Origin of the sequence: Pseudomonas promysalinigenes, from assembly GCF_014269025.2 — a bacterium.
GTDB classification, from domain to species: Bacteria; Pseudomonadota; Gammaproteobacteria; order Pseudomonadales; family Pseudomonadaceae; genus Aquipseudomonas; species Aquipseudomonas promysalinigenes.
Map to the genome: position 1 here is coordinate 4,394,970 of NZ_CP077094.1, position 23,292 is coordinate 4,418,261.

General features: G+C 62.6%; 16 protein-coding genes. 10 read left to right on the plus strand and 6 right to left on the minus strand.

Annotated features, from left to right (window positions below; translation table 11 throughout):
• Positions 1 to 56: 56 nt before the first annotated feature.
• Both HU725_RS19990 and HU725_RS19995 read left to right on the plus strand, forming a co-directional pair.
• Entirely contained in the window at positions 57 to 527 is a 471-nt protein-coding gene (locus tag HU725_RS19990) for an A24 family peptidase (RefSeq protein WP_186476437.1), read from the plus strand.
• Positions 528 to 635: 108 nt separating this feature from the next.
• Positions 636 to 1,427: a response regulator transcription factor gene (locus HU725_RS19995; RefSeq protein ID WP_186476436.1), complete on the plus strand. Its 792-nt coding sequence runs from the start codon at positions 636 to 638 to the stop codon at positions 1,425 to 1,427.
• 6 nt (positions 1,428 to 1,433) lie between these two features.
• Here the strand turns inward: HU725_RS19995 and pbpC are convergent, their stop codons facing one another.
• Positions 1,434 to 3,788, minus strand: coding sequence for a peptidoglycan glycosyltransferase PbpC (gene pbpC / locus HU725_RS20000; protein WP_186476435.1), 2,355 nt, complete (start codon positions 3,786 to 3,788; stop codon positions 1,434 to 1,436).
• A 77-nt stretch (positions 3,789 to 3,865) separates the two neighbouring features.
• Between pbpC and HU725_RS20005 the strand changes: the two genes are divergently transcribed.
• Complete coding sequence (locus HU725_RS20005) at positions 3,866 to 4,159, plus strand: hypothetical protein (protein ID WP_054913171.1); 294 nt, start codon at positions 3,866 to 3,868, stop codon at positions 4,157 to 4,159.
• Positions 4,160 to 4,217: 58 nt separating this feature from the next.
• On the opposite strand, the gene HU725_RS20010 is transcribed toward HU725_RS20005, so the two are convergent.
• Complete coding sequence (locus HU725_RS20010) at positions 4,218 to 9,119, minus strand: alpha-2-macroglobulin family protein (RefSeq protein ID WP_186476434.1); 4,902 nt, start codon at positions 9,117 to 9,119, stop codon at positions 4,218 to 4,220.
• 155 nt (positions 9,120 to 9,274) lie between these two features.
• On the opposite strand from HU725_RS20010, the gene HU725_RS20015 reads away from it, so the two are divergent.
• Complete coding sequence (locus HU725_RS20015; protein ID WP_186476433.1) at positions 9,275 to 10,612, plus strand: MATE family efflux transporter; 1,338 nt, start codon at positions 9,275 to 9,277, stop codon at positions 10,610 to 10,612.
• Positions 10,613 to 10,654: 42 nt separating this feature from the next.
• Here the strand turns inward: HU725_RS20015 and speA are convergent, their stop codons facing one another.
• From speA to HU725_RS20035, 4 genes are all read right to left on the minus strand, one after another.
• A complete protein-coding gene (gene speA / locus HU725_RS20020) occupies positions 10,655 to 12,568 on the minus strand; it encodes an arginine decarboxylase (RefSeq protein ID WP_060480529.1) in 1,914 nt (637 codons plus the stop codon).
• A gap of 151 nt (positions 12,569 to 12,719) precedes the next feature.
• Positions 12,720 to 13,091, minus strand: a complete 372-nt coding sequence (locus tag HU725_RS20025; protein WP_060480530.1) for a translation initiation factor Sui1 — start codon at positions 13,089 to 13,091, stop codon at positions 12,720 to 12,722.
• A 262-nt stretch (positions 13,092 to 13,353) separates the two neighbouring features.
• Entirely contained in the window at positions 13,354 to 13,890 is a 537-nt protein-coding gene (locus tag HU725_RS20030) for an NUDIX hydrolase (RefSeq protein ID WP_186476432.1), read from the minus strand.
• A gap of 2 nt (positions 13,891 to 13,892) precedes the next feature.
• Positions 13,893 to 14,960, minus strand: coding sequence for a DUF2333 family protein (locus tag HU725_RS20035; protein ID WP_060480532.1), 1,068 nt, complete (start codon positions 14,958 to 14,960; stop codon positions 13,893 to 13,895).
• Between the two features lie 246 nt (positions 14,961 to 15,206).
• Here HU725_RS20035 and HU725_RS20040 point away from each other — a divergent pair, with 246 nt between their 5' ends.
• From HU725_RS20040 to accC, 6 genes are all read left to right on the plus strand, one after another.
• The gene (locus tag HU725_RS20040; RefSeq protein ID WP_186476431.1) at positions 15,207 to 16,586 is read left to right on the plus strand and encodes a diguanylate cyclase; all 1,380 of its coding nucleotides are present in this window, start codon (positions 15,207 to 15,209) and stop codon (positions 16,584 to 16,586) included.
• 1,280 nt (positions 16,587 to 17,866) lie between these two features.
• Complete coding sequence (locus tag HU725_RS23230) at positions 17,867 to 18,646, plus strand: methyl-accepting chemotaxis protein (protein WP_437180337.1); 780 nt, start codon at positions 17,867 to 17,869, stop codon at positions 18,644 to 18,646.
• A gap of 182 nt (positions 18,647 to 18,828) precedes the next feature.
• On the plus strand, positions 18,829 to 20,604 hold the full coding sequence (locus HU725_RS20050) for a protein-disulfide reductase DsbD (protein WP_186476430.1): 1,776 nt from the start codon (positions 18,829 to 18,831) through the stop codon (positions 20,602 to 20,604).
• Between the two features lie 179 nt (positions 20,605 to 20,783).
• Complete coding sequence (gene aroQ / locus HU725_RS20055) at positions 20,784 to 21,236, plus strand: type II 3-dehydroquinate dehydratase (protein ID WP_027920816.1); 453 nt, start codon at positions 20,784 to 20,786, stop codon at positions 21,234 to 21,236.
• Positions 21,237 to 21,337: 101 nt separating this feature from the next.
• Positions 21,338 to 21,799 (plus strand): acetyl-CoA carboxylase biotin carboxyl carrier protein, encoded by a 462-nt coding sequence (gene accB, locus HU725_RS20060; RefSeq protein WP_060480536.1) that lies wholly within the window; start codon positions 21,338 to 21,340, stop codon positions 21,797 to 21,799.
• 17 nt (positions 21,800 to 21,816) lie between these two features.
• Complete coding sequence (accC, locus tag HU725_RS20065; RefSeq protein WP_009685761.1) at positions 21,817 to 23,172, plus strand: acetyl-CoA carboxylase biotin carboxylase subunit; 1,356 nt, start codon at positions 21,817 to 21,819, stop codon at positions 23,170 to 23,172.
• Positions 23,173 to 23,292 lie beyond the last annotated feature (120 nt).

Here is a 23,292-nt window from a genome sequence, read left to right on the forward strand (position 1 = left end):
CTAGGAAACCTGACTGAACGGGTAGAAGTGTTCAACGAACGGGAAGGCGCCTGCCGATGCAAAGCATTGTTCTTCTGATGTGGCTTGCCTTGTGCACTGAACAAGATATCCGCGAGCGCCAGATCGCCAACGTGCTGACCTTAGGTTTCGCCACAGGTGCCCTGGTCTGGCTGTTCGCGACCGGCCACACCTGGATCGGCTCCGAAGCCAGCGATGCAGGCTGGGCACTGGCTATCGTCATGCTGTTGACCCTGCCTGGCTACATGCTGGGCCGGTTCGGCGCCGACGACGTCAAGCTGATGGGCGCGCTGGCTGTGGCAACCAGCCCGCAATACGTGCTCGGCACGTTCATCGGAGCTGGTGTCAGCGTGGTCCTATGGCTATTGACCCGCAAACGTCTATGGGCACTGCTCAATCCCAAGGTAAAAAGACGCTTGACCGCCCTCACTGAAGAAATGGGCGACAGGCAAGCCTTCGTGCCGTATGTCCTGACAGGTTTCATGCTGACCGCTATATGGATCCAATAATCCAGCCTGTTGTCCGATAACTTGTACAAGCCTTGTACAGAATCGCTGGCAGCGTCTATTTTTTAACCTGCCAAAGCGCTAGGCCCGGGATCAGGGCCGCCCACGAACATGGAGTTGATCGTGACCAAGTCATTCAGTGAGGTAAAAGTTTTAGTTGTCGATGACCAGCCACTAATCGTTGAACAGTTGCGCGAGTTTCTCGAGGTTCAGGGTTACCACTGCGTAACGGCCCATTCGACCGATGAGGCCATCGTGCGCTTCACTGCCGATGAAGCCATTGGCCTGGTGTTGTGCGACCTGCACATGCCGGATCGCGATGGCATCGAGCTGGTTCATACCTTGAAAGACATAGGCGGACGCCAGCGTATTTTCGAGGCCATCATGCTCACCGGGCGTGCCGAAAAGCAGGACGTTATCCGCGCCCTGCGCGAAGGCTTTGCCGATTACTACCAAAAGCCCATGGACTTGGACGAGTTGCTCGAAGGTGTGCGGCGCCTGGAGCGCATGCTGCTCGAACGCAAGGCCAACCTTCAGGACCTGGGCACTTTGAACCAACGCTTGCAAGATCTGGCCGGCTCCATCGACGAGCTCTACCAGGACCTGGAAAAGGCGCGTGGCCAGGGCGTGCACCGCCGCGCCACGGATGCTGTCGATGAGTCCGACGGCGAGCTCCCAGCGGCGTTCGAGAAACTCTCGCCACGGCAACTGGAAGTTGCCAGGCTGGTCAGCAAGGGCAAAACCAATTACCAGATTGCCTGTGAACTGGGGATTACCGAAAACACCGTGAAGCTCTATGTGTCCCAGGTGCTACGTTTGACCCATATGCACAACCGCACCCAATTGGCATTGGCGTTGACGCCAAGTTCCTCGCCTGTACATCAGCGCTTCACAACCCACTAGGGCAGCTCACTCGGTGACCTGGAACGCCACCCGGGCAGTTTCTCCGCTCTCGTCCAACGCGCTGAGCTCGAACTGCCCGGCCTGGTCGAAGCGTACCAGCATGCTGTCCTGCCCTTCGCTCTGCCCTAGCGGTTGGCCATTGAGGAACCACCAGCGCCGGCCACCGCCGCCCAGGGCAGACACATGTAACTGCAGGGGCTCGCTGCTGGTGGCAGGGCGGCGCAGGTTATCACCGGGGCGCACGCCGACGATGGAAAGCGGCGGCGCGCTGGCCGGCACCTGAGGTGGGCAGCTAGGGTCCACCGCCGGCAAGCGAGCCGTACGCCGTTCAACCCGTGGCAACCATGGCTCGAGCGGCGCAGGCCACAACGCGATGTCCAGTGTGCTGGCGCCTTGGCAACTCACATCCACCCGCAAGCCTTGGGGATTGACCCATATCCGCTCGCGCAGCCCAAGCCCTAGCGGCTGATCGGCTGCCTGCAAGGTCGGCGGGGTGGTGCCATCGAGGGTCCAGGCAAAGCGTTGCCGGCGGCAATTAGGATCTTGTCGGTTCATGGGCTGGCCCAGCGGCCAGCAGATTGCCGCCACCCCGACACTGGCGGGCACACGCTCCACCGGTACGCGTATGCCTCGTTGGCTATCGCGGTTGCTCAGCAAATCATGCACCTGCAGCATCAGTGGGGCCGCCGAAGCCAGGCCGAACTGCCCAGGCACCGGCGTGCCATCGGGGCGGCCGATCCACACGCCAATCAGGTAACGCGGCCCTACGCCAATCGACCAGGCATCGCGAAAGCCGTAGCTGGTGCCGGTCTTCCAGGCCAGTTGCGGGCGCTGCACCAGCTCGGCATGGGGGTCGCGGTCAGGCCTCGCCTGGCCACTGAGGATGCGCCGGATGATCCAGGCTGCCCCAGGTGACATCAACCGCCGCTCCAACAGTGGGGCCTGCGGTTGTAGGCGAATCTGCGCGCTGTTGCCCCCACGGGCCAGCGCTGCATAACCGCCCACCAAATCCTCCAGCCGGCTGCCTGCACCACCCAGAATCAATGCCAGGTTGGGCTCAGCCAGCGGCGGCAGCGTCAGGGGCACCCCAGCCATGCGCAACCGTGCGGCGAAGCGCTTGGGCCCGTAGGCTTCGAGCAGCTGCACCGCCGGCAGGTTGAGCGACAGCGCCAGTGCCGAGCTTGCCGACACCGGGCCACTGAAACCCATCGAGAAATTGCCGGGGCGGTAATCGCCGTAACGCCGCGGCACATCCTGCAGCAGTGATTCGGAGTGGATCAGGCCATCATCCAGGGCCAGGCCATAGAGAAACGGCTTGAGTGTCGAACCTGGCGAGCGCAACGCGCGAACCATATCGACATGGCCATAACGGCGTGCGTCGCTCAGATCGACCGAGCCCAAGTACGCGCGCACCGCCATGGTCTGCGCTTCGACCACCACAATGGCGGCAGAGGTACGCTCCGGCAGCCGCGCGCGCCAACCCAGCAGAAGGTCTTCCAGGCGCCGCTGCAGCGAGGCGTCCAGGGTTGTGCGAATCAGCGTCGGGCTGTGCGGGCCGTTCAGCCTGCGCGCCAGCAAAGGCGCCAGTGCAGGCTCCTGACGCGGGGCTAACAGTAGTGGCTCCTCGGCAGCTTCCTGAATCTGTCGTGACGGCCAGACCCTATATTCATCCAGGCGCTGCAGCACCTTGTCGCGGGCACGCTGGGCTCGAGCCGGATGACGGTCAGGCCGCAAGCGACTTGGAGCCTGCGGCAATACGGCCAGCAACGCGGCCTCAGCCGGCGTGAGGTGTTGCGGGGACTTGCCCAAGTAAGCCCAACTGGCTGCGGCAACACCTTGCAAGGTCCCACCGAATGGGGCGCGGTTAAGGTAGAGCTGCAGTATCTCGCGCTTGGACAAGTGCCACTCCAACTGCGCGGTACGCCATAGCTGGCGCAGCTTACCCCCTAAGGTGCGGTCGTGTGGGTCGAGCAGGCGTGCCACTTGCATCGACAGCGTACTGCCGCCAGATACCACACGGCCGCCGCGCAGGTTAAGCCAGGCCGCCCGCGCCAGAGCCAGCGGGTTGACCCCCGGATGCTGGTAGAACCAGCGGTCTTCGTAGGTCAGCAAAGCCTGCAGATACAGCGGCGAAACCTCCTCAGGGCTGACTGGGTAGCGCCACACGCCATCGGCATCAGCGAACCGCCATAGCGGCGTGCCGTCCTCTGCCAGCACTACCCGTGCCAGGTCGTTGCCCGGCATTGGCAATGGCCAGATGCGATCAGCCAGCCATAACAGGCCGGCCAGCAGCAATAAGCTGACCACAGCTACACGCAAAAGCCGCCGCGCTTGCGTAGCTGGCCGCGCTAAGCTTGGCATCGGGAACCGACCTGGCCAGCTGATGGCCAAAGGTTTGGAAGTGGCAACAGGGCCAATTCGTTCATCAGGAAGCAACTATGCATGTAGAAGGTTTTTTCGAGTGGCTCGGCCAGGCACTGGGGTCGTTGATCCGCTTCATCGTCGACGCCTTGAGCGGCCTGTTCAACCTGCTGGCAAACGCCGGGGGCAATTTCATCGACGGCCTGGCACGCACGCTGGGCATGGATACTTCACTTGTCAGCATCCTCGCCCTGATCGTCGGCCTGATGCTGCTGTATTCGGCCATCCGCGCCTTCATGCGTGCCTCGATCATTCTCGGCATCATCTGGCTGGTGCTGGGGCTCTGGGTGATGAGCTGGGTCATTCACTGATTGCTCTGGCTGCGCTGCACCGACCTTGAGGGGCGCCCTCAAGGTCGGTGCAGGATGCTCAACGCGCCTTAACCGTCATCTCTGCTTGCGCGTCCCCCAGCGCCTGCAGGTTAGGCCGGTACATCGACTCGACCTGCGGCGGCGGCACCCGGTAGGTGCCTGGAGTCACAGCCCGCGCCAGGTACAGCAGGTGCGTGGTGCCATAGCCATCGAGTTTGAGCGCGGCGACGTAACGATCATCACGGTACTCCTGATGCACCACGCTGGCGTTCTGCATTGACTCGCGCCATTGCTTCACCGCACTGCTGGCGTTGTCCAGGCTGGCAGCGCTTTGCGCAAGGTTCTGGTTCTCGAGCTCTAGCCCAGCAGGCAGCAGGTCGACCACCAGAGCATCGGGCACCCGTTCGCTGGCCTTGAGGGCCAAGTGCACCAGAACCAGGTCGCCGCTGCGCAGGTTGCGCAGGTCCAGCGCCTGGCCATTCATGCCCAGATACTCTCTGCGAATCTCCATGCCGTTGCTGGTCGCAGCGCTCGCCTGGCGCGGATAACCGGAAAGGGTCAGTTGCTGGTAGAGCGTTTCACTGCCTTCGTTCTGCACGGTCAGCGGTGAAGCAAGCAACGGCCCTTCAAGCTTGATGCCCGAGTCGGTCTCATTGAACTCGCGCACTTCACCAGCACTGTCCAGGCGCGCCTTCCACGGCGCTTGGGGTTTGCCCAGCAGGCCACGGCCGGCCAGGAACAGAGCATTACGTTCCTGGGTCGACAACCAGCGGTTGGCAGCCAGTTCGTCAGACAGCGCGAACAGCCGCTGATCGACCTGATTACTGGCCAATTTGCTTTCCTGCAGCAGCGCCAGGATCAGCGCTTGGTCGCGCAGTTTGCTGCCGTAGTCGGCCAGCCAGCCTTTGCTGCGGCTGATACCCAAGCCTGCCTGCAACGCCTGCTCGGCGCGCGGCTGGTCGCCCATGCCATTGAGCGCCACCGCCAGTTGCACCAGCGGCAGGCCGGAGCGTGCATCAGCGCGGCGCTCGAACAGGCTGCGCAAGGCTCCCAGCGGCGCCTGCTGGCTGCGCGAGAGGACCAGTGCGGCGTAGGCTTGCACGGCAAAACGTGTGTGCTCGGCGTTTTCGCTGTAGTCCACTTCGATCAGGTTACGCTCCTGCAGGTAGCGCAGCAGCCGTTCGTTAGCCTTCTTCAACGCCTCGGCCGGCACGCCATAGCCTTGGTCACGGGCCCGCAGGAGGAAGTCTGTGACATAAGCGGTCAGCCAGTATTCTTCCTCGCCATCGGAGCTCCATAAACCGAAGCTGCCGTTGTAACGCTGCATGCCCAACAGGTGCTCGATACCCATCTCGATCTTGCGCTTGCGCACCGCGGCCGGTTCGCCTTTGATGCCCAGCCGTTTGAGGCTTTGCGCATCGGCATACAGCGAGGGATACAAACCGCTGGTGGTCTGCTCCAGGCATCCATAGGGGTAGGCTTCGAGGGCACGGATCTGCTCGGCCAGGTTCAGCGGCGGGCGGCTCGACAGCGCAAGGCTGGCTTCAAGGCCAGCAGGCTCGAAGGCGGCCAGATCACCTTCGGGCAGCGTCCAAGGCTGGTCCTTGAGCGCTACGCGGTAATGTTTGAGGATTGCCGGGTACGCCGGCCGCACACCCAGGGTCCATTCTCGCTCGAAGGTATTCACCGGTTCCTGCGCCAGTTGCAGGCCGTTGACCTGCACCCGCACCTTGCCCTGCCCCAGGCCACCCTCGGCCTGTACCGGAATCAGCAGCGTACGGCGCTGGCCCTCGGCCAGCGCGATATCCTGTTCGGCACTGGCCGTCAGGGTCAGTTGGCCTTCGGTGCTGATCTGCACATGCAATTGCTGGGCACGGCCCGACAGGTTGGCCAGGTCGAGCGCCAGGCTGGTGCGGTCACCGCCAGCCAGAAAGCGCGGAGCCGACAGTTCGGCAATCAGCGGCGCGGCCACCACGGTCTTGCTTTCGGCCATGCCGAAATGCTCATCGGTCCAGGCCTGGGCCATCAGCCGCAACTCGCCGTTGAAGTCGGGAATGTCTAGCGTGGCCTCCCCTTCACCCTGGTCGTTGAGGGTCACTGGCAGGCTTTGCTGGGCAACGATGGTGACGGTGGTATTGGGGCGCTTGCCGCCTTTGGCCAATGCCGCATCCCCGCCGAATGCCAGGCTGGCCAGACGGCCCTGGCCGGCTTCGATCAACTGCCCGTAGATGTCCAGCTGATCGGCGCCGTAGGCCTTGCGCCCGAACAGGCTGGCGAAAGGGTCCGGGGTTTTGAAGTCAGTGATGTTGAGGATACCTACGTCCACCGCCGAGACCAGCACATGGGCCTGTTTGGGCACACTGCCATCGGCATTGGTGGCTTTGATCTTCACGGTCAGGGGTTGCTTGGGGCGCATTTTCTCCGGCGCCTGCAGGCTGACGGCCAGCTTGCGCTCAGCCCGCGCCAGCGGCAGGTGCAGCACACCCACGGCGCGTTTGGGCGTGGCATTGGCTTTGCGCTCACCCGGGCGGATCACCAGCGCGCTGATGTACAAGTCGTGGCGCGCCCACTGTTTGTCCAGTTGCACGTCGAAGGTTTTGCCCTCGGCAGGCACGTCGATCTCCTGCCACCACAGCGGGCCATCGCTAGACTCGATCATCAGATAGCCGCTGCCGCCGGCAGGCGGGGTCACGGTGACCTTGGCGGTCTCGCCATCGGCATAGGCGGGTTTGTCCAGCGCCAGCTTCACCTGGTCGGGCCGCACGGCACCGCCTTCAGCGTTGTCCTGGGCACGATAGCCAGCCCAGAAGCGTTCGCTGGAGACAATCCCGGTTTCGGGGTCTTGCACCTCGACACGGTACGGGCCCCACTCCACCTGGAAGCTCAACTTGGTTGTGGACCCTGCCTTGATGTCGACGGTTTGCTCGCTCTGGGTAAGGAATTTTTCGTTGTAGTTGTAGCTCCAGCCATCGCTCTGCGAGTAGTTCCAGTAGTAATCGCGGCGCTCGCGGATCAGGCGAACTGTCAGCTCGCTGGCGGCAAGCTTGTGGCCGGCGCGGTCAGCCACCAGGAACTCGAACTCAACCGGGCCATCGCTATCGGTTTGCTCCCCATCGAACAGGCCGCGCAGGCCAGGCAAGCGCTCGGCTGGCCAGATGGGCTGTTCGAGGCGGCGAGTGATCGGCCGGCCGCCGGACTCCTGCAAGCTGGCCTGCACGGTCAATTGCAGCGGCGAACGGGCTTCGGCCCAGCGGCTTTGAATATCGAGCACGGCTTTACCGGCTTGATCGAGGGTCACCTCGTCCAGCTCCAGGTCCTGATTCAGTTCAGTCTCGGTCACCGAGCCGAACTGGTAGCCAGGCAGCGCCGGCACCGCTTCACGCAAAGGCCGTACATAGGCCTGGCCGCTGAGGCGATTGCCGGCAGCTGGCGCACCGTAGAGGTAACGCCCGGTGACCTGGATGCGCGCATCCTCTTCGGGAGACAGCGGTGTATCGCTGCCCTTGAGTTCAAGGGCCAGGCGCTCTGGCAGGAAATCTTCGACCAAAAATTCGTACACCTGCTTGCGACCGCCGCCCAGATCCAACAGCAGCTGCCAGCGCCCGGTCGGCGCCTCCGTTGCCAGTTGCAACTGGTACTGGTAAAGGCCATTGGCGTCGGCCTCCCAGACGAACTTGCGGCTGACCTGCTCGTCCGGGCGGCGCACTTCTACATTGACCGGTTGGGCCTTGACCGGCTTGCCATCCTGATCGCGCAGCAAGCCATTGAGCAGCACCGTTTCACCCGGCCGATAGAGGTCGCGCGGCCCGAAGATGAAGAATTGCAGCGGATTGGCCTGAGGGCCGGTGATGTCGAATTCGGCCAGGTCCAGGGCGGCGGTGTTCAGGCGTAACAAGGTGGTGTGCGCACCCTGGGTGGCGATCAGCGTGTCGGCCTTGGCCGTGATCGGCAGCTGGGCATGGCCGGCACCGTCGGTCTTGGCCTGGGCCAGCAGCGCGCCTTTGTCGTCGTGCAGTTCGAGGTTGACGTCCTTGAGCGCCTTGCCGCCCTCCAGGGCCTGGGCAAAGACGTCGATGCGATCACGATAACGGTGAGCGGAGACACCGATGTCGCTCAAGGTGAACAGCGTGGCCGGCTGCGAGTAATCATAGGTACCCGAAGCCCGCATCACGGCCAGATAGACACCCGGCTCCTGCAGTGGCTTGATCCCGGCGATGGGCAATAGCACCGTTTCGCGGGTATTGCGCGCCGGGTTGAGGTCGAAGCGGCCGCCATAGACCAGCTCGGCCATGTCGAGCAGCTCTTTGGACTGGTAAGCGTAAAGGCTGCTGTTGCGCCCCCAGTTGGCCAGGAACGGCGACAGCATCTGTGGCTTGACCCGGAAGAATTCGACATCGACCTTGGGCACGTTCAGGGCGATCACCGGCAGGCCTTCGGCCAGGCGCGTGGGCAGTAACGAGCCGCGACTGGCGAAGCCAACGGTAGGCTGCATATCGCGAGTTTCCAGGCGGCTGACCGAGTCACTATCAAGCCGGTTGCCATTGACCGCCAGCAATCCCTTGTCGATCGTCAACACCAGTTTGCGCTGCGGCTCCAGGTGGCGCATGCGCAGCTCCATCTGGTTGTCCGAGAGTTCCCAAGCGCCGTCGACCTTGCCTTTGACGGTGTCGACCAAATGCACCTTGGCGGCGAAATCCTGTCTGGCGTCCAGCGGCGCTGAGAAGCTGACCGACAGCGTGCTGGCTCCGTCGAGCTGCACTTCGGAGACATCCAGCACGCTGAGCTGGCGCCCCTCGTAGCGTTTGGCGAGTATCGCAGGGTCCTCGCGCTTGGGCGCAGAAGGCTCTACCGCAGTGCTCGCTGCCGGCTTGTCGGCCGGCGCGGGCTGCCCCGGCGTCGAGGAATCACAGGCACTGAGCAAAGCCAGCGCGCAGGCCAGCAACAATCCTTTGTTGAACATGGAGTGGGAACTCTTCGGCAGCGTGTACGTAAGGTCAGCAACTATAGCGCAACGGCGGTCATGGCACGTTCACCGATGCGGCAAGTGAGACCGTGTTCGCGCAGATTGGTTGCCGGTCGTTACAATGCTCCGGCCCCTCATGCGCAGGAATCGTAATGTCGCCACTGACCACCGACTGGCAGCACCGGCCGACCCACCGCAAGGTCTGGGCGCTGGCCGCGCCGATGATCCTTTCCAACATTTCGGTGCCACTGGTGGCTCTGGTCGACAGCACGGTAATCGGCCATCTGCCCCACGCTCATCAGCTCGGCGCCGTGGCCGTGGGTGCCACGCTGTACACTTTCATGGTCGGCCTGTTGGGCTTTTTGCGCATGGGCGCCACGGGCTTCGCCGCCCAGGCCGCCGGGCGTGCCGACGGCGCGGCGCTGCGCCAAGTGCTGGTGCAAGGCCTGCTACTGGCTGCCGTCCTCGCCTTGCTGATCGGCCTGGTTGCGCTGCCCTTCAGTCAATTGGCGCTACACGCCATGCAGCCGAGCGAGGCATTACAGCAGTCTACCGAGGCTTTTTTTCACACCCGGCTGCTAGGCCTTCCGGCGGCGCTGGCCAGCTACGCGCTGGTCGGCTGGTTCCTCGGCACCCAGAATGCGAGGGCGCCACTGGCTATTCTGTTGGCCACCAACCTGTTGAATATCGCTTTGAACCTGTGGTTCGTGCTGGGTTTGGACTGGGGCGTGCTGGGTTCGGCACGTGCCTCGGTGATTGCTGAGTGGTGCGCCGCCCTGCTCGGCCTGGCCCTCACCCGCCCAGCCCTGCGGGCCTACCCCGGGCAAATCGCCTGGGTTGCGCTCAAGCGCTGGCAGGCCTGGCGGCCGCTGCTGGCGGTGAACCGCGATATCTTCCTGCGCAGCCTCGCGCTGCAATTGGTGTTCCTGCTGATTACCGTGCAGGGCGCGCGCCTGGGCGAGGCTACGGTGGCCGCCAATGCCCTGTTGCTCAACGGGCTGCTGCTTACCGCCTATGCCCTGGATGGCCTGGCCCACGCAGTGGAGGCGCTGTGCGGGCACGCCATCGGTGCGCAGGATCGCCAAACCCTGCGCCGTTCACTGGTGGTGGCCTGCGGCTGGTCGCTGATCACCAGCGCGGTCTTTGCTGGAGTGTTCTTGCTGGGTGGGCACCTGTTCATCGAGCTGCAGACTGACATCGATAGCGTCCGTTCAGCGGCCTACCCGTACCTGCCGTATCTGGCGGTGTTGCCGTTAATTGCGGTATGGAGTTACTTGCTCGACGGGCTGTTCATAGGCGCAACCCGGGCGCGGGAGATGCGCAATGCGATGGTGCTGTCGGTACTGATTGCGCTGCCCTTTGCGGTGGTCATGAGTGGGTTTGGCAACCATGGGTTGTGGTTGGCGTTCCTCGGGTTCATGGCGTTGCGGGCAGTGACGTTGGGGTGGATTGGGTGGCGGTTGTGGCGCCGTGATCTGTGGGTTGGTTGAGCGGGGGTATGGCGAAAGTCATGCAGCGCCGGACACCCCCAATCACGAAGAAAGGTAAGAGGACCGGGTCAACCCCAAACGCAGCGCATCCAGAAACTGGGTTCGCTCCCGCGGGCTGATCTTGGCGCTGGCTACCTTGTCGCGGTAGTGGGTCATCAATTCCTCAGGAGACAGGTGCACGTAGCGCAGCATGTCTTCGATGGTGTCGTGGGTTTCGATGCCCGCGTGGTAAACACTACCGTCGGCATTCTGGTAGATGTTCACCGAGTCGGTATCACCGAACAGGTTGTGCATGTCACCCAGAATTTCCTGGTAGGCGCCCACCAGGAATACGCCCAGCAGATAGTCCTCGCCTTCGTTGAGCGCATGCACCGGCATGCTGGTTTCGATGCTCTGTTCGTCGACGTACTGGTTGATCTTGCCATCGGAGTCGCAGGTCAGGTCCTGCAGCACTGCACGGCGCATCGGCTCCTCGTCCAGGCGGTGCAACGGGATGATCGGCAGCACCTGGCCGATGGCCCAGGTATCCGGCAGGCTCTGGAACACCGAGAAGTTACAGATGTACTTGTCGGCCAACTTGTCGTTGAGCTCGTCAAGCACCTGGCGGTGCGAGCGCTGGCGGGCTTTGAGCGAGTTGTGCAGGCGACGGCACACGGCAAAGTAGCACTGCTCTGCCAGGGCCTTCTCAGCCAGGCTGATCTTACCATCGGCATACTGCGCCGCTACGTCACCCATGTAGTGGGTCGCGCGCCAGTAGGTTTCGGTGACCATCTCGATGTCGGTCGGGCCCAGCAGGTCCACCAGCCATTGCACGGTTTCGGGCAAGGCTTCTTTGTTCTCGATGGTTGGCACTTCATCGTTGTGCCGCTCGACATCAGTGACCTGAATCACCAGCATGGCGTGGTGTGCAGTCAGCGAGCGGCCGCTCTCGGAGAAGATGTGCGGGTGCGGCAGGCCCTGCGCGTCGCAGAATTCCTTGAGCATGCCGACCACCACGCCTGCGTAGTCGTCCATGTCGTAGTTGATCGAACTGGCATTGCGCGAATGGGTACCGTCGTAGTCGACGCCCAGGCCACCGCCCACGTCGATATGGTCGACCGGCAAGCCCAATGCGCGCAGTTCGCCATAGTAGCGGATGGCTTCCTTGAAGCCGTGCTGGTAGTCGGCCAGGTTGGCGATCTGCGACCCCATGTGGAAGTGCAGCAAGCGGATACCTTGGTCCAGACCAGCATCGCGGAAGCGCTGCACCACCGAAATCAGCTGAGCGGCGGACAAGCCGAACTTGGACTTCTCACCACCGGTATCGGCCCATTTGCTAGAGGCCAGCGACGACAAGCGCACGCGCAGGCCGACCTGCGGCTTGACCTTGAGCTCGGCTGCCTCATCGATCACCAGGGCAACTTCCGACTCTTTTTCGATAACGATGAACACGTTGTGGCCGAGCTTTTGCCCCATCAGCGCCAGGCGGATGAATTCACGGTCCTTGTAGCCATTGCAGACGATGGTGCCGCCCTTGGGTGCCAGGGCCAACACCGCCAGCAATTCGGGCTTGGAACCGGCCTCCAGGCCAATCGAGACGTTCTGCGTGGCAATGATGTTTTCCACCACGGCTTCTTGCTGGTTGACCTTGATCGGGTACAGCGCGGTGTACTGGCTCTGGTAGTCCAGGCGCGCGATGTTGGCGTCGAACGCGCCGGTCAGCTGGCGTACACGGTCTTGCAGAATGTCGGGGAAGCGCACCAGCAATGGCAGCGACAAACCGCTCTTGCGCAACTCATCGACCTGTTCGTACAGGTCGATCGGCGAGCTGTCTGGGCCATTGGGGCGCACTTCGACGCGCCCGGCCTCATTGATGGCGAAATACCCTGCGCCCCAGTGGCGAATGCCATATACACTGCGGCTGTCGGCCACAGTCCACTGGCTACCATCGTCTTTGCGTGTGCGTCGTACGGACATTCAAGTCCCCTATAGATAAGTGCAAGACACTGCCCCACAAGCAGGCGGGCGCAGTGTAAAAGCCAAAAATGACGATTAGTCCGTGCCCCCGGGGTAGACCCTGGTCACGACAACGAGTTTAGAAAGCGTTGGGCAAAAAAGCGTGGGCTGGTCAGCCGCCGGACTTTTTCGCCTTGAAACCCTGCTTGATCAGCTCGGCAATCAGCAGCTCGACGTGGTCGCCCTGGATCTCGATCACACCCTCCTTGAGTGCGCCGCCGGTACCGCAGCGGCGCTTGAGGGTGCTGGCCAATTCCTTGAGCTGGTCGAGCGGCAGCGGCACCCCGGTGACGGTCGTCACGGTCTTGCCACCACGGCCTTTGCTTTCACGGCGCACGCGGGCGATGCCGTCCCCCTCGGGGATGACCTGCTGCTTGCAGGTGCAGGCGTCCACGGGCTGGCTGCAGTCAGGGCAGTGCCGACCGGCATCGGTGGAGAAAACGAGACCGCCAAGGGCGGCGAAGGAAGAAGCTTTCTTGGCCACTTTTGTTCCTCTGTGCTGAGGACAAAAACTGGTCGGCGGGTGCCGACCGCGAAGCCCCACTCTGGCAGGGGCGGCGCTACTGTCGCAAGATCCTGCGACAGCCCGAAAAGGGCGCGCAGTGTAACGATAAATCAGGCTGTTGTGTAGAAGTGGCTAGACCTGCCAATCAAGCGATGCGATGTATGGCATCGCCAGCGCCGGTATTGGGCTGAAAAGCCGCGCTTACTGGGGCTGCGCACACCCCAGGTATGGGCTTTAGCCGTCAACAAAGGCTGGCTTTGTAGCGCTGCAAGGCCGCCAGCGAGTCCGGGCAATAGGGCTTGGTCAGGCTCTCCTGCTCGGCACGCTCAAGGCTGATGAATTTCGCCTCGCTCACTTCTTCGGGCTGCAACCGCAGCGGCGCATCCGAAACGGCCGAATACACCGCACACCACAGGTGGTTGTCGGGCTGGTTGAAATAGAAGCGCTCGTGAAAGCGCAGTTCGGCACCCTCGATGCCTAATTCTTCCGCCAGCTCACGGGCCGCCGATTCGGCATAGGCCTCACCTGCTGCGACCATGCCGCCGGCCGCCACGTCCCAATACCCAGGGTACAGCGCCTTGCTCAAGGTACGCCGGTGCACGCACAACTCACCGGCACCGTTGAATAGCAGGATGAACGTGCAACGGCCGATCAAACCGCGCTCACGCAGCTCGGCCCTGGGCAAAGCGCCAAGCACCTGGTCTTGTGCATCCACCCAAGTCACCAGTTCGCGGTCGGAGGCCGCCCGGTGGGCGACCTCGTTGGCGCCGATGGCCATGCTCAACCCTGCGAAAGCAGTTGGCGCAGGTCGATTACCGCAGCGTTGGCCCTGGAAATGTAGTTGGCCATGACCAGCGAGTGGTTTGCCCACATGCCAAACCCACTGCCGTTGAGCACCATCGGGCTCCACAGCGGTTCCTGGGACGCTTCCAGCTCGCGAATGATCTGACGCACGCTGACAGTCGCGTTCTTCTTGGCCAACACGTCGGCGAAATCGACCTCGATGGCGCGCAGCAGATGCGACAGCGCCCACGCCTGGCCTCGGGCTTCGTAGAACACGTTATCGATCTGCAGCCACGGCGTTTCCACCACCTCTTCATCGACCTGCGGCGCTTGGCCTGCGACCACCGATTCGGTCTTGAGGTTGGTGTTGAGTTTGACACGGCCAACACTGGCCGAAAGGCGCTGCGACAGCGAGCCCAGGCGCGTGGCGACATCGCCCAGCCAGTTGTTCAGGTTGTCGGCACGGGTATAGAAAATCGCCCCCTTGTCACCAGCAGCCAAGCGGGCCTGGTAGCGCGACAGCGACTTGATGCCCTCTTCGAACTCCGATTCGCTCGAAGGCAGAATCCAGCTTTTATTGTCGAAGTTAAAGCGTGGCTCGGCCTTGGCCAAGTCGGCGTCTTCGGTGGACTGCGACTGCGAGCGGGCGAAATCCTTGCGCAGGGCACGGGACAGGTCGCGCACCTGCACCAGCACGCCGTATTCCCAGCTCGGCATGTTGTCCATCCACAGGCCAGGCGGGAAGCGGTCGTTGGAAATGTAGCCGCCCGGTTTGTCCAGCAGCGTACTGGCGACGGTCTTGAGGGTTTCCACGGTGGTGTAACCGATCACCATCTGCTGGCCGTTGCGCTCGGCGGCAGCCTGGGCATTCTGCTGCACCGGGAACAACGCCGGCTCCTCGCTCCAATACCAGCCCAGGCCAATGCAGACCAGCAGATACAGGCCGATCAACGTGCCAAGGGCGCGGCTCCAGAGGCCACCGAAGTAGCTACGGGCTGCAGCGCTACGGCCATCCACACGCTCACGGGGCTCGGCTTTGGCCTCGCGGTTTTTCCAGTCCAGCATGGCTTTGTCCTTAATCAGTCACGACGGTTAGGGGCTTTGACCACAGGCCTGTGCCAGGGTGCCACGGCAAGCCCGCATTGCAGCACTATAAAGCAGACACTGCCTTACGCATAAGCGACCAATCGGTCAATAACTGAATATTGATTCTTGAAGCTTTGTTGACCCGGAGCACGTGCAAGAGCAAAAAGGAGTGCTAGCATGGAGCCATCATCGCCCCTGCATAGCCCTCTAATAAGTAGTCAGGACATGACCCAAGCAGCCGAGCCGAGCAAGGACCGCCTCCCACGGGAGCTCGAACAGCTATTGCAGCGCCTGTCGCGCACCCGCCTACGCCACGGCGATCAGCCTGATCGGCTGGACCTGCTGCCTGTGCGCAAACCCGTCTATCTGTTGCTGCATGACCATGAACGCGCCGAGCGCCTGGCTCAGCAACTGGAATTTTTTGGCCTGAGCGCCCAACCGCTGACGTGCGCCGATGCCTTTCTGGCATCCCTGGCCGAACAACCGCCTGCGGCGATCGTCATGGATGTCGATTACGCAGGCCCCGGCACTGGCCTGGAGCTGGCCGCGCGGGCTCAACTAGGGCAAGAGGCACCCATACCGTTATTGTTCTTCAGCCTGCACGAAGCGGACACACCCACCCGCCTTGCTGCGGTGCGGGCCGGCGGCCAAGCGTTTTTGACCGGTACGCTGGAGGCCTCCAGTCTGCTGGAAAAACTCGAAGCCATCACCAGTCACGCCCAGCAAGATCCGTTGCGCGTGCTGATCGTCGATGACTCACGTACGCAGGCCTTGCACACAGAACGGGTACTGACAGGTGCCGGGATGCTGACCCGCACTTTGAACGACCCGATTGGCGCCATGGCAGAGCTTGCCGACTTTCAACCCGACCTGATCATTCTCGACCTTTACATGCCGACCTGTTCAGGCCCTGAACTGGCCAAGGTGATCCGCCACAACGACCGGTACGTCAGCGTACCGATCATCTACTTGTCTGCCGAAGATGATCTGGACAAGCAGCTGGACGCCATGAGCGAAGGTGGCGACGATTTTCTTACCAAGCCGTTCCGCTCGCGCCACCTGATCACCACCGTGCGCAACCGTGCAGCCCGTGCCCGCCACCTGAAGGCGCGCATGGTTCGCGATAGCCTGACCGGGCTGTACAACCACACGCATATTCTGCAACTGCTCGAAGACTGCACCTACCGCGCCCGCCGCGAAGGGCGCCCGCTAAGCTTCGCCATGCTCGATATCGACCATTTCAAGAAGATCAACGACCGCCACGGCCACCCCATGGGTGATCGGGTGATCAAAAGCCTGGCGCTGTTTCTCAAACAACGCTTGCGCAAAACCGATTTCATCGGCCGGTACGGTGGTGAGGAATTCGCCATCGTCATGCCCAATACCTCGCTCAAGGACGCGCACAAAGTGCTGGACGAGATTCGCCGGCGCTTCGCCGAGATTCTGTACCCCGCGCAGCCCAAGGATCTGCAATGCACCTTCAGCGCTGGGGTGGTGCAACTGGACGCTGACCTGGACGCACTGAGCATGGCCAGTACTGCCGATGAGGCGTTGTATCGGGCCAAGCATGCAGGGCGCAACTGCGTAGTGCGGGTTGAACCTTAGGCGGCAGTAGCGCAAGGCCATCATCGTCATCACCCGGTAACAAATTCGCCATAAATTCAAGCACCTATCTCTCGACTCCCTGCAGGAAGTTCGTGGCTATGCGCCTGAAGTGGCTGACCAATTTCAACACCCTTTTGCTGGTAACCGTTTGCATTGCCCTGGGGGCAACGTTGTGGTGGTCGCAACGTGCCCTGGAGCGCCCTTACCAGTTGATGGAGCGCTACCTGTTGCTTTCTCAGCAGTTCCAAAACCAGAGCGTACGCAATGTTCAGGCGTACCTTGCCAGTGGCGATGCCTTGCGACACGCAGCGGCGGTCGAGGCCAATACCCAACTTAAAGCCGCATTGGCCCAATGGCCACCAGCGCTTGCCGACCAGTTGCGACCTAGCCTGAGCACCCTGCAAGCCTTCACCGCCAACGAGTTGCTCGCCGCCGGCAAACTGGCCGGCGACCCACAAGCGCTGCTGCTGCAGGCCGAACGCGAACTGGGCGCCAACCTCGAACAGCTAGCCGCCTATGCCCGCGACAGCGCCAGCAGCGATGCCGCGCGCTATCTGCTGCCAGTGCTCGACGCCAGCGTGCACCTGGGCCGCTTGTCGCTGGCCCGGGACAAACTGGTCAGCAGCGGCCGCGCCGAGCTGGCTGAAGAGGTCGAGCGCGAACTGCAGCTGATCCGCAGCCAGGCCAGCGTCATCGAAGGCCTGCCACTGCTGGGGGTAACCCGCAGCGCCGAGTCAGGCAGCGACGACTTCGCTGCCATGATGGGCTTGCAATCCCAGGCCAGCGAGCAGCAGGAAGACGTGGCGGTCGGCCTCAAGCGTGAGCTGCAGAGCCTGCTGAACCGCTACCCCGCCGAACTGCAGCGTACCCGCCAGCAAATCGAGCGCCGCACGGCATTGGCCGACAGCACCACCCAGCACCTGGCTGCCGTGCAACAGGCCATTGCCAGCCTAGAGCCCCAAGTGCGCGCCCAACACGGCAAGATTGCCAGTGAAGTACGCATGATTCAGGCTGCGATGATTGGTCTGATCCTGCTGATCGCCTTGCTCATCGACAGCCTGCAACGGCGCTTGGCCCGCACCTTGACCAGCCTGGCCCCGGCACTGTCGCTCTGGGCAGAAGGCGACTTCGCGGCGCCCATCGCATTGGGCAAGACCAACCGCGAGCTGCATGACATTCAGGAATCGCTCAACCGCTTACGCCAGTACCTGGTGGCGCTGGTCGGCACCATCCGCCACAACGCCGAGCAGGTCGCTGGCAGCAGCCATGCCCTGGCGGGCATGAGCGCCGCGCTGCACCGGGGTGCCGAGCGCCAGGCCGGCGATACTGGGCAGATTCGCGACGCACTGGGGGAGCTGGAAGCGACCATTGGGCAGGTGGCAGGCGACGCCAGCTCTGCCGCCGACGCCAGCCGCGATGCCGGGCGCGCCGTGGAGCAGGGGCAGGCAGTGATCGGCCAGAGCCTTTCGGGGCTGCGAGCGCTGGTCGACGAAGTGCAGGGCAACGCGCGGATGATCGAGCAGCTGGCCGAAGAATCCGCCACCATCGGCAGCGTGCTGACGGTGATTCGCTCGATCGCCGAGCAGACCAACCTGCTGGCACTCAATGCTGCCATCGAGGCTGCACGTGCGGGCGAGATGGGCCGTGGCTTTGCGGTGGTGGCCGACGAGGTGCGCTCACTGGCCCAGCGCACCACTGGCGCGACAGGTGAGATCCAGGCGTTGATCGACCGCCTGCAATTGGCGGCGCGAGAGTCGGTGGCGGGCATGCGCGCCCAACTGCAACACGCCGAGGCTACCGCCGACCAGGCCCAGGCAGCAGATGGCGCACTGGATGAGATCGTCAATGCCATCCGCACGATCGCCGATACCGCAGTGCGCATCGCTGATGTCACGGCACAGCAAAGTGACGCGGTGAGCGAGATTCGAGATCACAGTGAGCGCATCCACACATTGGGCGAAGACAACTTGCAACAAATTGCTGAAGGGCGCGAGCAAGGTGAGCAGTTGCTGAGCCTGGGTGGTGAGCTGAACAAGGCGGTGCGCGCTTTCAGGGTATGAGGTTGCCTCCTCGCGGCTAAAGCCCCAGAGGTTGCCCACTGCGTGAGGGCGGCTTCAGCCGCGAAGAGGCCGGAACGGGCGATGAATTCACCAGCGGCCATGTGTCGCCCTGCCATCCACTGCACTGCCAACCTTCGCCAACTCCGTTATCATGCGGCCACGTTCCACCTCGCGAGTCCGCCATGCGCCGCCTGTTTTTCGTTCTGCTCCTGCTGCTGGCCAGCCCTGTTTTCGCGTCGGGCCTGCTCGACAACCGCCCCAGCGCCACCCTCGGCGCCGCTTCGCTGTCCAACAATGCCGACTTCTTGCCGGTACACGAAGCCTTCAAACTCAGCTTGGTCGAGGCCGGCGAAAAAACCCTCAAGCTACGCTTCGTCGCCACCGATGGTTACTACCTGTACCGCCACCGCTTCCACTTCCAGACGGAGCCGGCCGATATCGCCCTGGGCGCACCGAACATCCCAAAAGGTGAGGCCAAGCACGACGAATTCTTCGGCGATGTGGAGGTTTACCACGGTGTGCTCGACATCGAAATCCCTCGCACCGATGACCGCGCCTTCACGCTGCTGGTCGGCTACCAAGGCTGCGCCGACAAGGGCTTGTGCTACCCGCCGCAAACCGAACGCCTGAATATCGATGGGCAGGGGCCTGCGCCAACCACTGCGGCGCAGGCAGGCAGCGAACCGGGCTGGTCCTGGAAGTCGCTGCTGCTGTTTCTGCTCGCCGGCGTAGGCCTGACCTTCACCCCCTGCGTCCTGCCGATGCTGCCGATTCTTGCTGGCGTGGTCCTGCGTGGCCAGGTCGGTGGCATGCGTGGCCTTGCATTGTCGCTGGCCTATGTGCTGCCGATGGCCGCAAGTTTCGCCGTGCTGGGCGCGCTGATGGGCCTTTTCGGTGCCGGCCTCAATCTGCAGGCTCGCCTGCAATCGGCCTGGGTGCTGGGGCCATTCGCGCTGTTCTTCGTGGTGTTCGCCCTGGCCATGTTCGGCCTTTTCGAGCTGAGGCTGCCGCATGCCTTGAGCCAGCGCCTGGACAACGTCGCCAACCGCACGCAAGGCGGGTCGCTGCTTGGCGCAGCGGTGCTCGGTGTGCTTTCCAGCCTGTTGGTTTCACCCTGCGTGTCGGCGCCCCTGGCTGGGGCTTTGCTTTATATCAGCGCCAGCGGCGATGCGCTGGGTGGCGCACTGAAACTGTTCGCCCTTGGGCTGGGCATGGGGGCACCTTTGCTGCTGATCGCCACGGGCGGAGCAGCTTGGCTACCCAAAAGCGGGCCCTGGCTGAACACCGTGAAAAACGCCATCGGGGTGTTGCTGCTGGGCCTGGCCATCGGCCTGCTCAGCCGGGTGCTGCCGGGCCCAGCCACCTTGTTGCTGGTGGGGTTGCTGGCAGCTGGCGTGGCGCTGTTCCTCGGCGCCTTGGAGTTGGTGGTCAAAACACCGCGTCAGCGGCTGGCGCAACTGCTGGGCCTGGCGTTGCTGGTCTATGCCCTGGCTTGCTGGTACGGCGCCCTGAGTGGCCAAGGCGATCCTTTGCGCCCGTTGCCAGCCTCCGCTGGCAACAACAGCACGGTCGCGACCACTACGAGCGCATGGCAAACGGTGACTGCCCCAGCCGCCCTGGACAATGCCCTGGCCCAAGCCAAGGCCGCGGGCCAGCCAGTGCTGCTGGACTGGTACGCCGATTGGTGCATCAGCTGCAAGGTGATCGAACATGAAGTGCTCAATGCACCGCAGGTGCAAGGGCAACTGGCCGCCTTCAAACTGCTGCGTTTCGATATCACCCAAAGCAACGACGAACAGCGCGCGTTACTCGATCGCTATCAGTTGTTCGGGCCTCCGGCGCTGCTTTTCTTTGCGGCGAACGGCAGCGAAATGACCACCGATCGGGTGATAGGCGAGATCAACGCCGGCGAATTCGCAAAAATTCTGGCGCGCGTGCGCGGCAAACTGAGTCTATAACTTCCCGGGTGCCGGGAAGTTTCCCCCACTGAGTGACCAGATTGGATTATTTGGTCACATACTTCGCGCGAAACTCGGGCAACGTGCTGGCTATTGCCGGGAACTGGACACTTGCCGTCGCTTTGCGGCACACTCGCCGCGCTGTGTCGAATTGCCCTACAAATCCAAGGAAACCGCAGATGGCAACCCTACTGGTGCTTCACGGCCCCAACCTGAACCTGCTCGGGACTCGCGAACCGGGCCACTACGGCGCCGTGACCCTGGCCCAGATCAACCAGGACCTGGAGCAGCGTGCCCGTGCCGCTGGCCACCATTTGCAATACCTGCAGAGCAATGCCGAGTACGAACTGATCGAGCGTATTCATGCCGCACGCAACGAGGGTGTGGACTTCATCCTGATCAATCCGGCTGCTTTCACCCACACAAGCGTCGCATTACGTGACGCATTGCTCGCGGTGAGCATCCCATTCATCGAAGTGCACCTGTCCAACGTGCACAAACGCGAACCGTTCCGTCACCACTCCTACTTTTCAGATGTCGCCGTAGGGGTGATCTGCGGCCTGGGCGCCAGCGGTTATCGTCTGGCCCTGGAGTCCGCGCTGGAACAGCTGGCTGCCAACGCACAGCCCTGATAACGAAAACCCCGGCCTGAGCAGGCCGGGGTTATAGAGAAACGTTCAGATACGTTTTTTATATTTCGCCCCCTGACCGAACCTTTGGGAGTTGATGATTAATGGATATCCGTAAAGTCAAGAAACTGATCGAGCTGCTGGAAGAGTCTGGCATCGACGAGCTGGAGATCAAGGAAGGCGAAGAGTCGGTTCGTATCAGCCGCCACAGCAAAACCCCTGCTGCGCAGCAGTACTTCGCACCGGCTCCGGTCGCCGCTCCTGCTGCTGCCCCGGTTGCCGCTGCTGCTGCCCCTGCCGCCGAAGCCGCCGCTGCCGCACCAGCGCTCAAAGGCACCGTGATCCGTTCGCCGATGGTCGGTACCTTCTACCGCAAGCCTTCGCCGACCTCGCCGAACTTCGCTGAAGTTGGCCAGAGCGTGAAGAAGGGCGACACCCTGTGCATCGTCGAAGCCATGAAGATGATGAACCACATCGAAGCCGATGTTGGCGGTGTCATCGACGCCATCCTGGTTGAAGACGGCCAGCCGGTTGAGTTCGACCAGCCGCTGTTCACCATCGTTTGAATCGCGGAGAGCCAACGATGTCTGGGAAGCTCGAAAAAGTCCTGATCGCCAACCGTGGGGAAATTGCCCTGCGCATCCTGCGTGCCTGCAAAGAACTGGGCATCAAGACCGTCGCCGTGCACTCCACGGCCGACCGTGAACTGATGCACCTGGGCCTGGCAGACGAGTCGGTCTGCATCGGCCCTGCATCGTCCAAGGATTCCTACCTGCACATCCCGGCGATCATCGCTGCCGCCGAAGTCACCGGCGCCACCGCGATTCACCCGGGTTACGGCTTCCTCGCGGAAAACGCCGATTTCGCCGAGCAGGTGGAAAAGTCCGGCTTCGCCTTCATCGGCCCGAAAGCTGACACCATTCGCCTGATGGGCGACAAGGTTTCGGCCAAGGACGCGATGATCAAGTCGGGCGTACCGACCGTGCCGGGCTCCGATGGCCCGCTGCCGGAAGACGAAGAGGTCGCCCTGGCGATCGCCCGTGACGTCGGCTACCCGGTGATCATCAAGGCCGCAGGTGGCGGTGGTGGCCGCGGCATGCGCGTGGTGCACAAGGAAGAGGACCTGATCGCCTCGGCCAAGCTGACCCGTACCGAAGCCGGTGCTGCCTTCGGCAACCCGATGGTCTACCTGGAGAAGTTCCTGACCAACCCACGTCACGTGGAAGTTCAGGTACTGTCCGACGGCCAGGGCAACGCCATTCACCTGGGCGACCGTGACTGCTCGCTGCAGCGCCGTCACCAGAAAGTGCTGGAAGAAGCCCCGGCCCCAGGCATCGACGAGAAGGCCCGTCAGGAAGTCTTCAAGCGTTGCGTCGACGCGTGCATCGAAATCGGCTACCGCGGTGCCGGTACCTTCGAATTCCTGTACGAAAACGGCCGTTTCTACTTCATCGAAATGAACACCCGGGTGCAGGTTGAGCACCCAGTGTCGGAAATGGTCACCGGTATCGACATCGTCAAGGAGATGCTGAGCATCGCCGCTGGCAACAAGCTGTCGTTCCGCCAGGAAGACGTGGTGATCCGTGGCCACTCGCTGGAGTGCCGGATCAACGCCGAGGACCCGAAGAAGTTCATTCCAAGCCCAGGCAAGGTCAAGCACTTCCATGCCCCAGGTGGCAACGGCGTGCGCGTCGATTCGCACCTGTACAGCGGCTATTCGGTTCCGCCGAACTATGACTCGCTGATCGGCAAGCTGATCACCTACGGCAAGGACCGCGACGAAGCCATGGCGCGCATGCGCAATGCCCTGGACGAGATCGTCGTCGACGGCATCAAGACCAACATCCCATTGCACCGTGACCTGGTGCGTGATGAAGGTTTCTGCAAAGGCGGCGTCAATATCCACTACCTCGAGCACAAACTGGCCAACCAGGAGTGATCGCGTTAGCGTGATGAACAAAACCCCGGACCTGTTCCGGGGTTTTTTATGGCCTGGCTTTAGGGGTTTGGCGCCTGTGGGATCGAGCGCCGCCCGCGCGGCGCATCGCGAGCTGCGCTC

What these genes read in the sequence shown, in the direction of transcription:
- HU725_RS19990 (WP_186476437.1), top strand. Translation starts at nt 57, where the DNA reads ATGCAAAGCATTGTTCTTCTGATGTGGCTTGCCTTGTGCACTGAACAA.
- HU725_RS19995 (WP_186476436.1), top strand. Translation starts at nt 636, where the DNA reads ATGGAGTTGATCGTGACCAAGTCATTCAGTGAGGTAAAAGTTTTAGTT.
- pbpC (WP_186476435.1), bottom strand. Translation starts at nt 3,788, where the DNA reads ATGCCAAGCTTAGCGCGGCCAGCTACGCAAGCGCGGCGGCTTTTGCGT.
- HU725_RS20005 (WP_054913171.1), top strand. Translation starts at nt 3,866, where the DNA reads ATGCATGTAGAAGGTTTTTTCGAGTGGCTCGGCCAGGCACTGGGGTCG.
- HU725_RS20010 (WP_186476434.1), bottom strand. Translation starts at nt 9,119, where the DNA reads ATGTTCAACAAAGGATTGTTGCTGGCCTGCGCGCTGGCTTTGCTCAGT.
- HU725_RS20015 (WP_186476433.1), top strand. Translation starts at nt 9,275, where the DNA reads ATGTCGCCACTGACCACCGACTGGCAGCACCGGCCGACCCACCGCAAG.
- speA (WP_060480529.1), bottom strand. Translation starts at nt 12,568, where the DNA reads ATGTCCGTACGACGCACACGCAAAGACGATGGTAGCCAGTGGACTGTG.
- HU725_RS20030 (WP_186476432.1), bottom strand. Translation starts at nt 13,890, where the DNA reads ATGGCCATCGGCGCCAACGAGGTCGCCCACCGGGCGGCCTCCGACCGC.
- HU725_RS20035 (WP_060480532.1), bottom strand. Translation starts at nt 14,960, where the DNA reads ATGCTGGACTGGAAAAACCGCGAGGCCAAAGCCGAGCCCCGTGAGCGT.
- HU725_RS20040 (WP_186476431.1), top strand. Translation starts at nt 15,207, where the DNA reads ATGACCCAAGCAGCCGAGCCGAGCAAGGACCGCCTCCCACGGGAGCTC.
- HU725_RS23230 (WP_437180337.1), top strand. Translation starts at nt 17,867, where the DNA reads ATGAGCGCCGCGCTGCACCGGGGTGCCGAGCGCCAGGCCGGCGATACT.
- HU725_RS20050 (WP_186476430.1), top strand. Translation starts at nt 18,829, where the DNA reads ATGCGCCGCCTGTTTTTCGTTCTGCTCCTGCTGCTGGCCAGCCCTGTT.
- aroQ (WP_027920816.1), top strand. Translation starts at nt 20,784, where the DNA reads ATGGCAACCCTACTGGTGCTTCACGGCCCCAACCTGAACCTGCTCGGG.
- accB (WP_060480536.1), top strand. Translation starts at nt 21,338, where the DNA reads ATGGATATCCGTAAAGTCAAGAAACTGATCGAGCTGCTGGAAGAGTCT.
- accC (WP_009685761.1), top strand. Translation starts at nt 21,817, where the DNA reads ATGTCTGGGAAGCTCGAAAAAGTCCTGATCGCCAACCGTGGGGAAATT.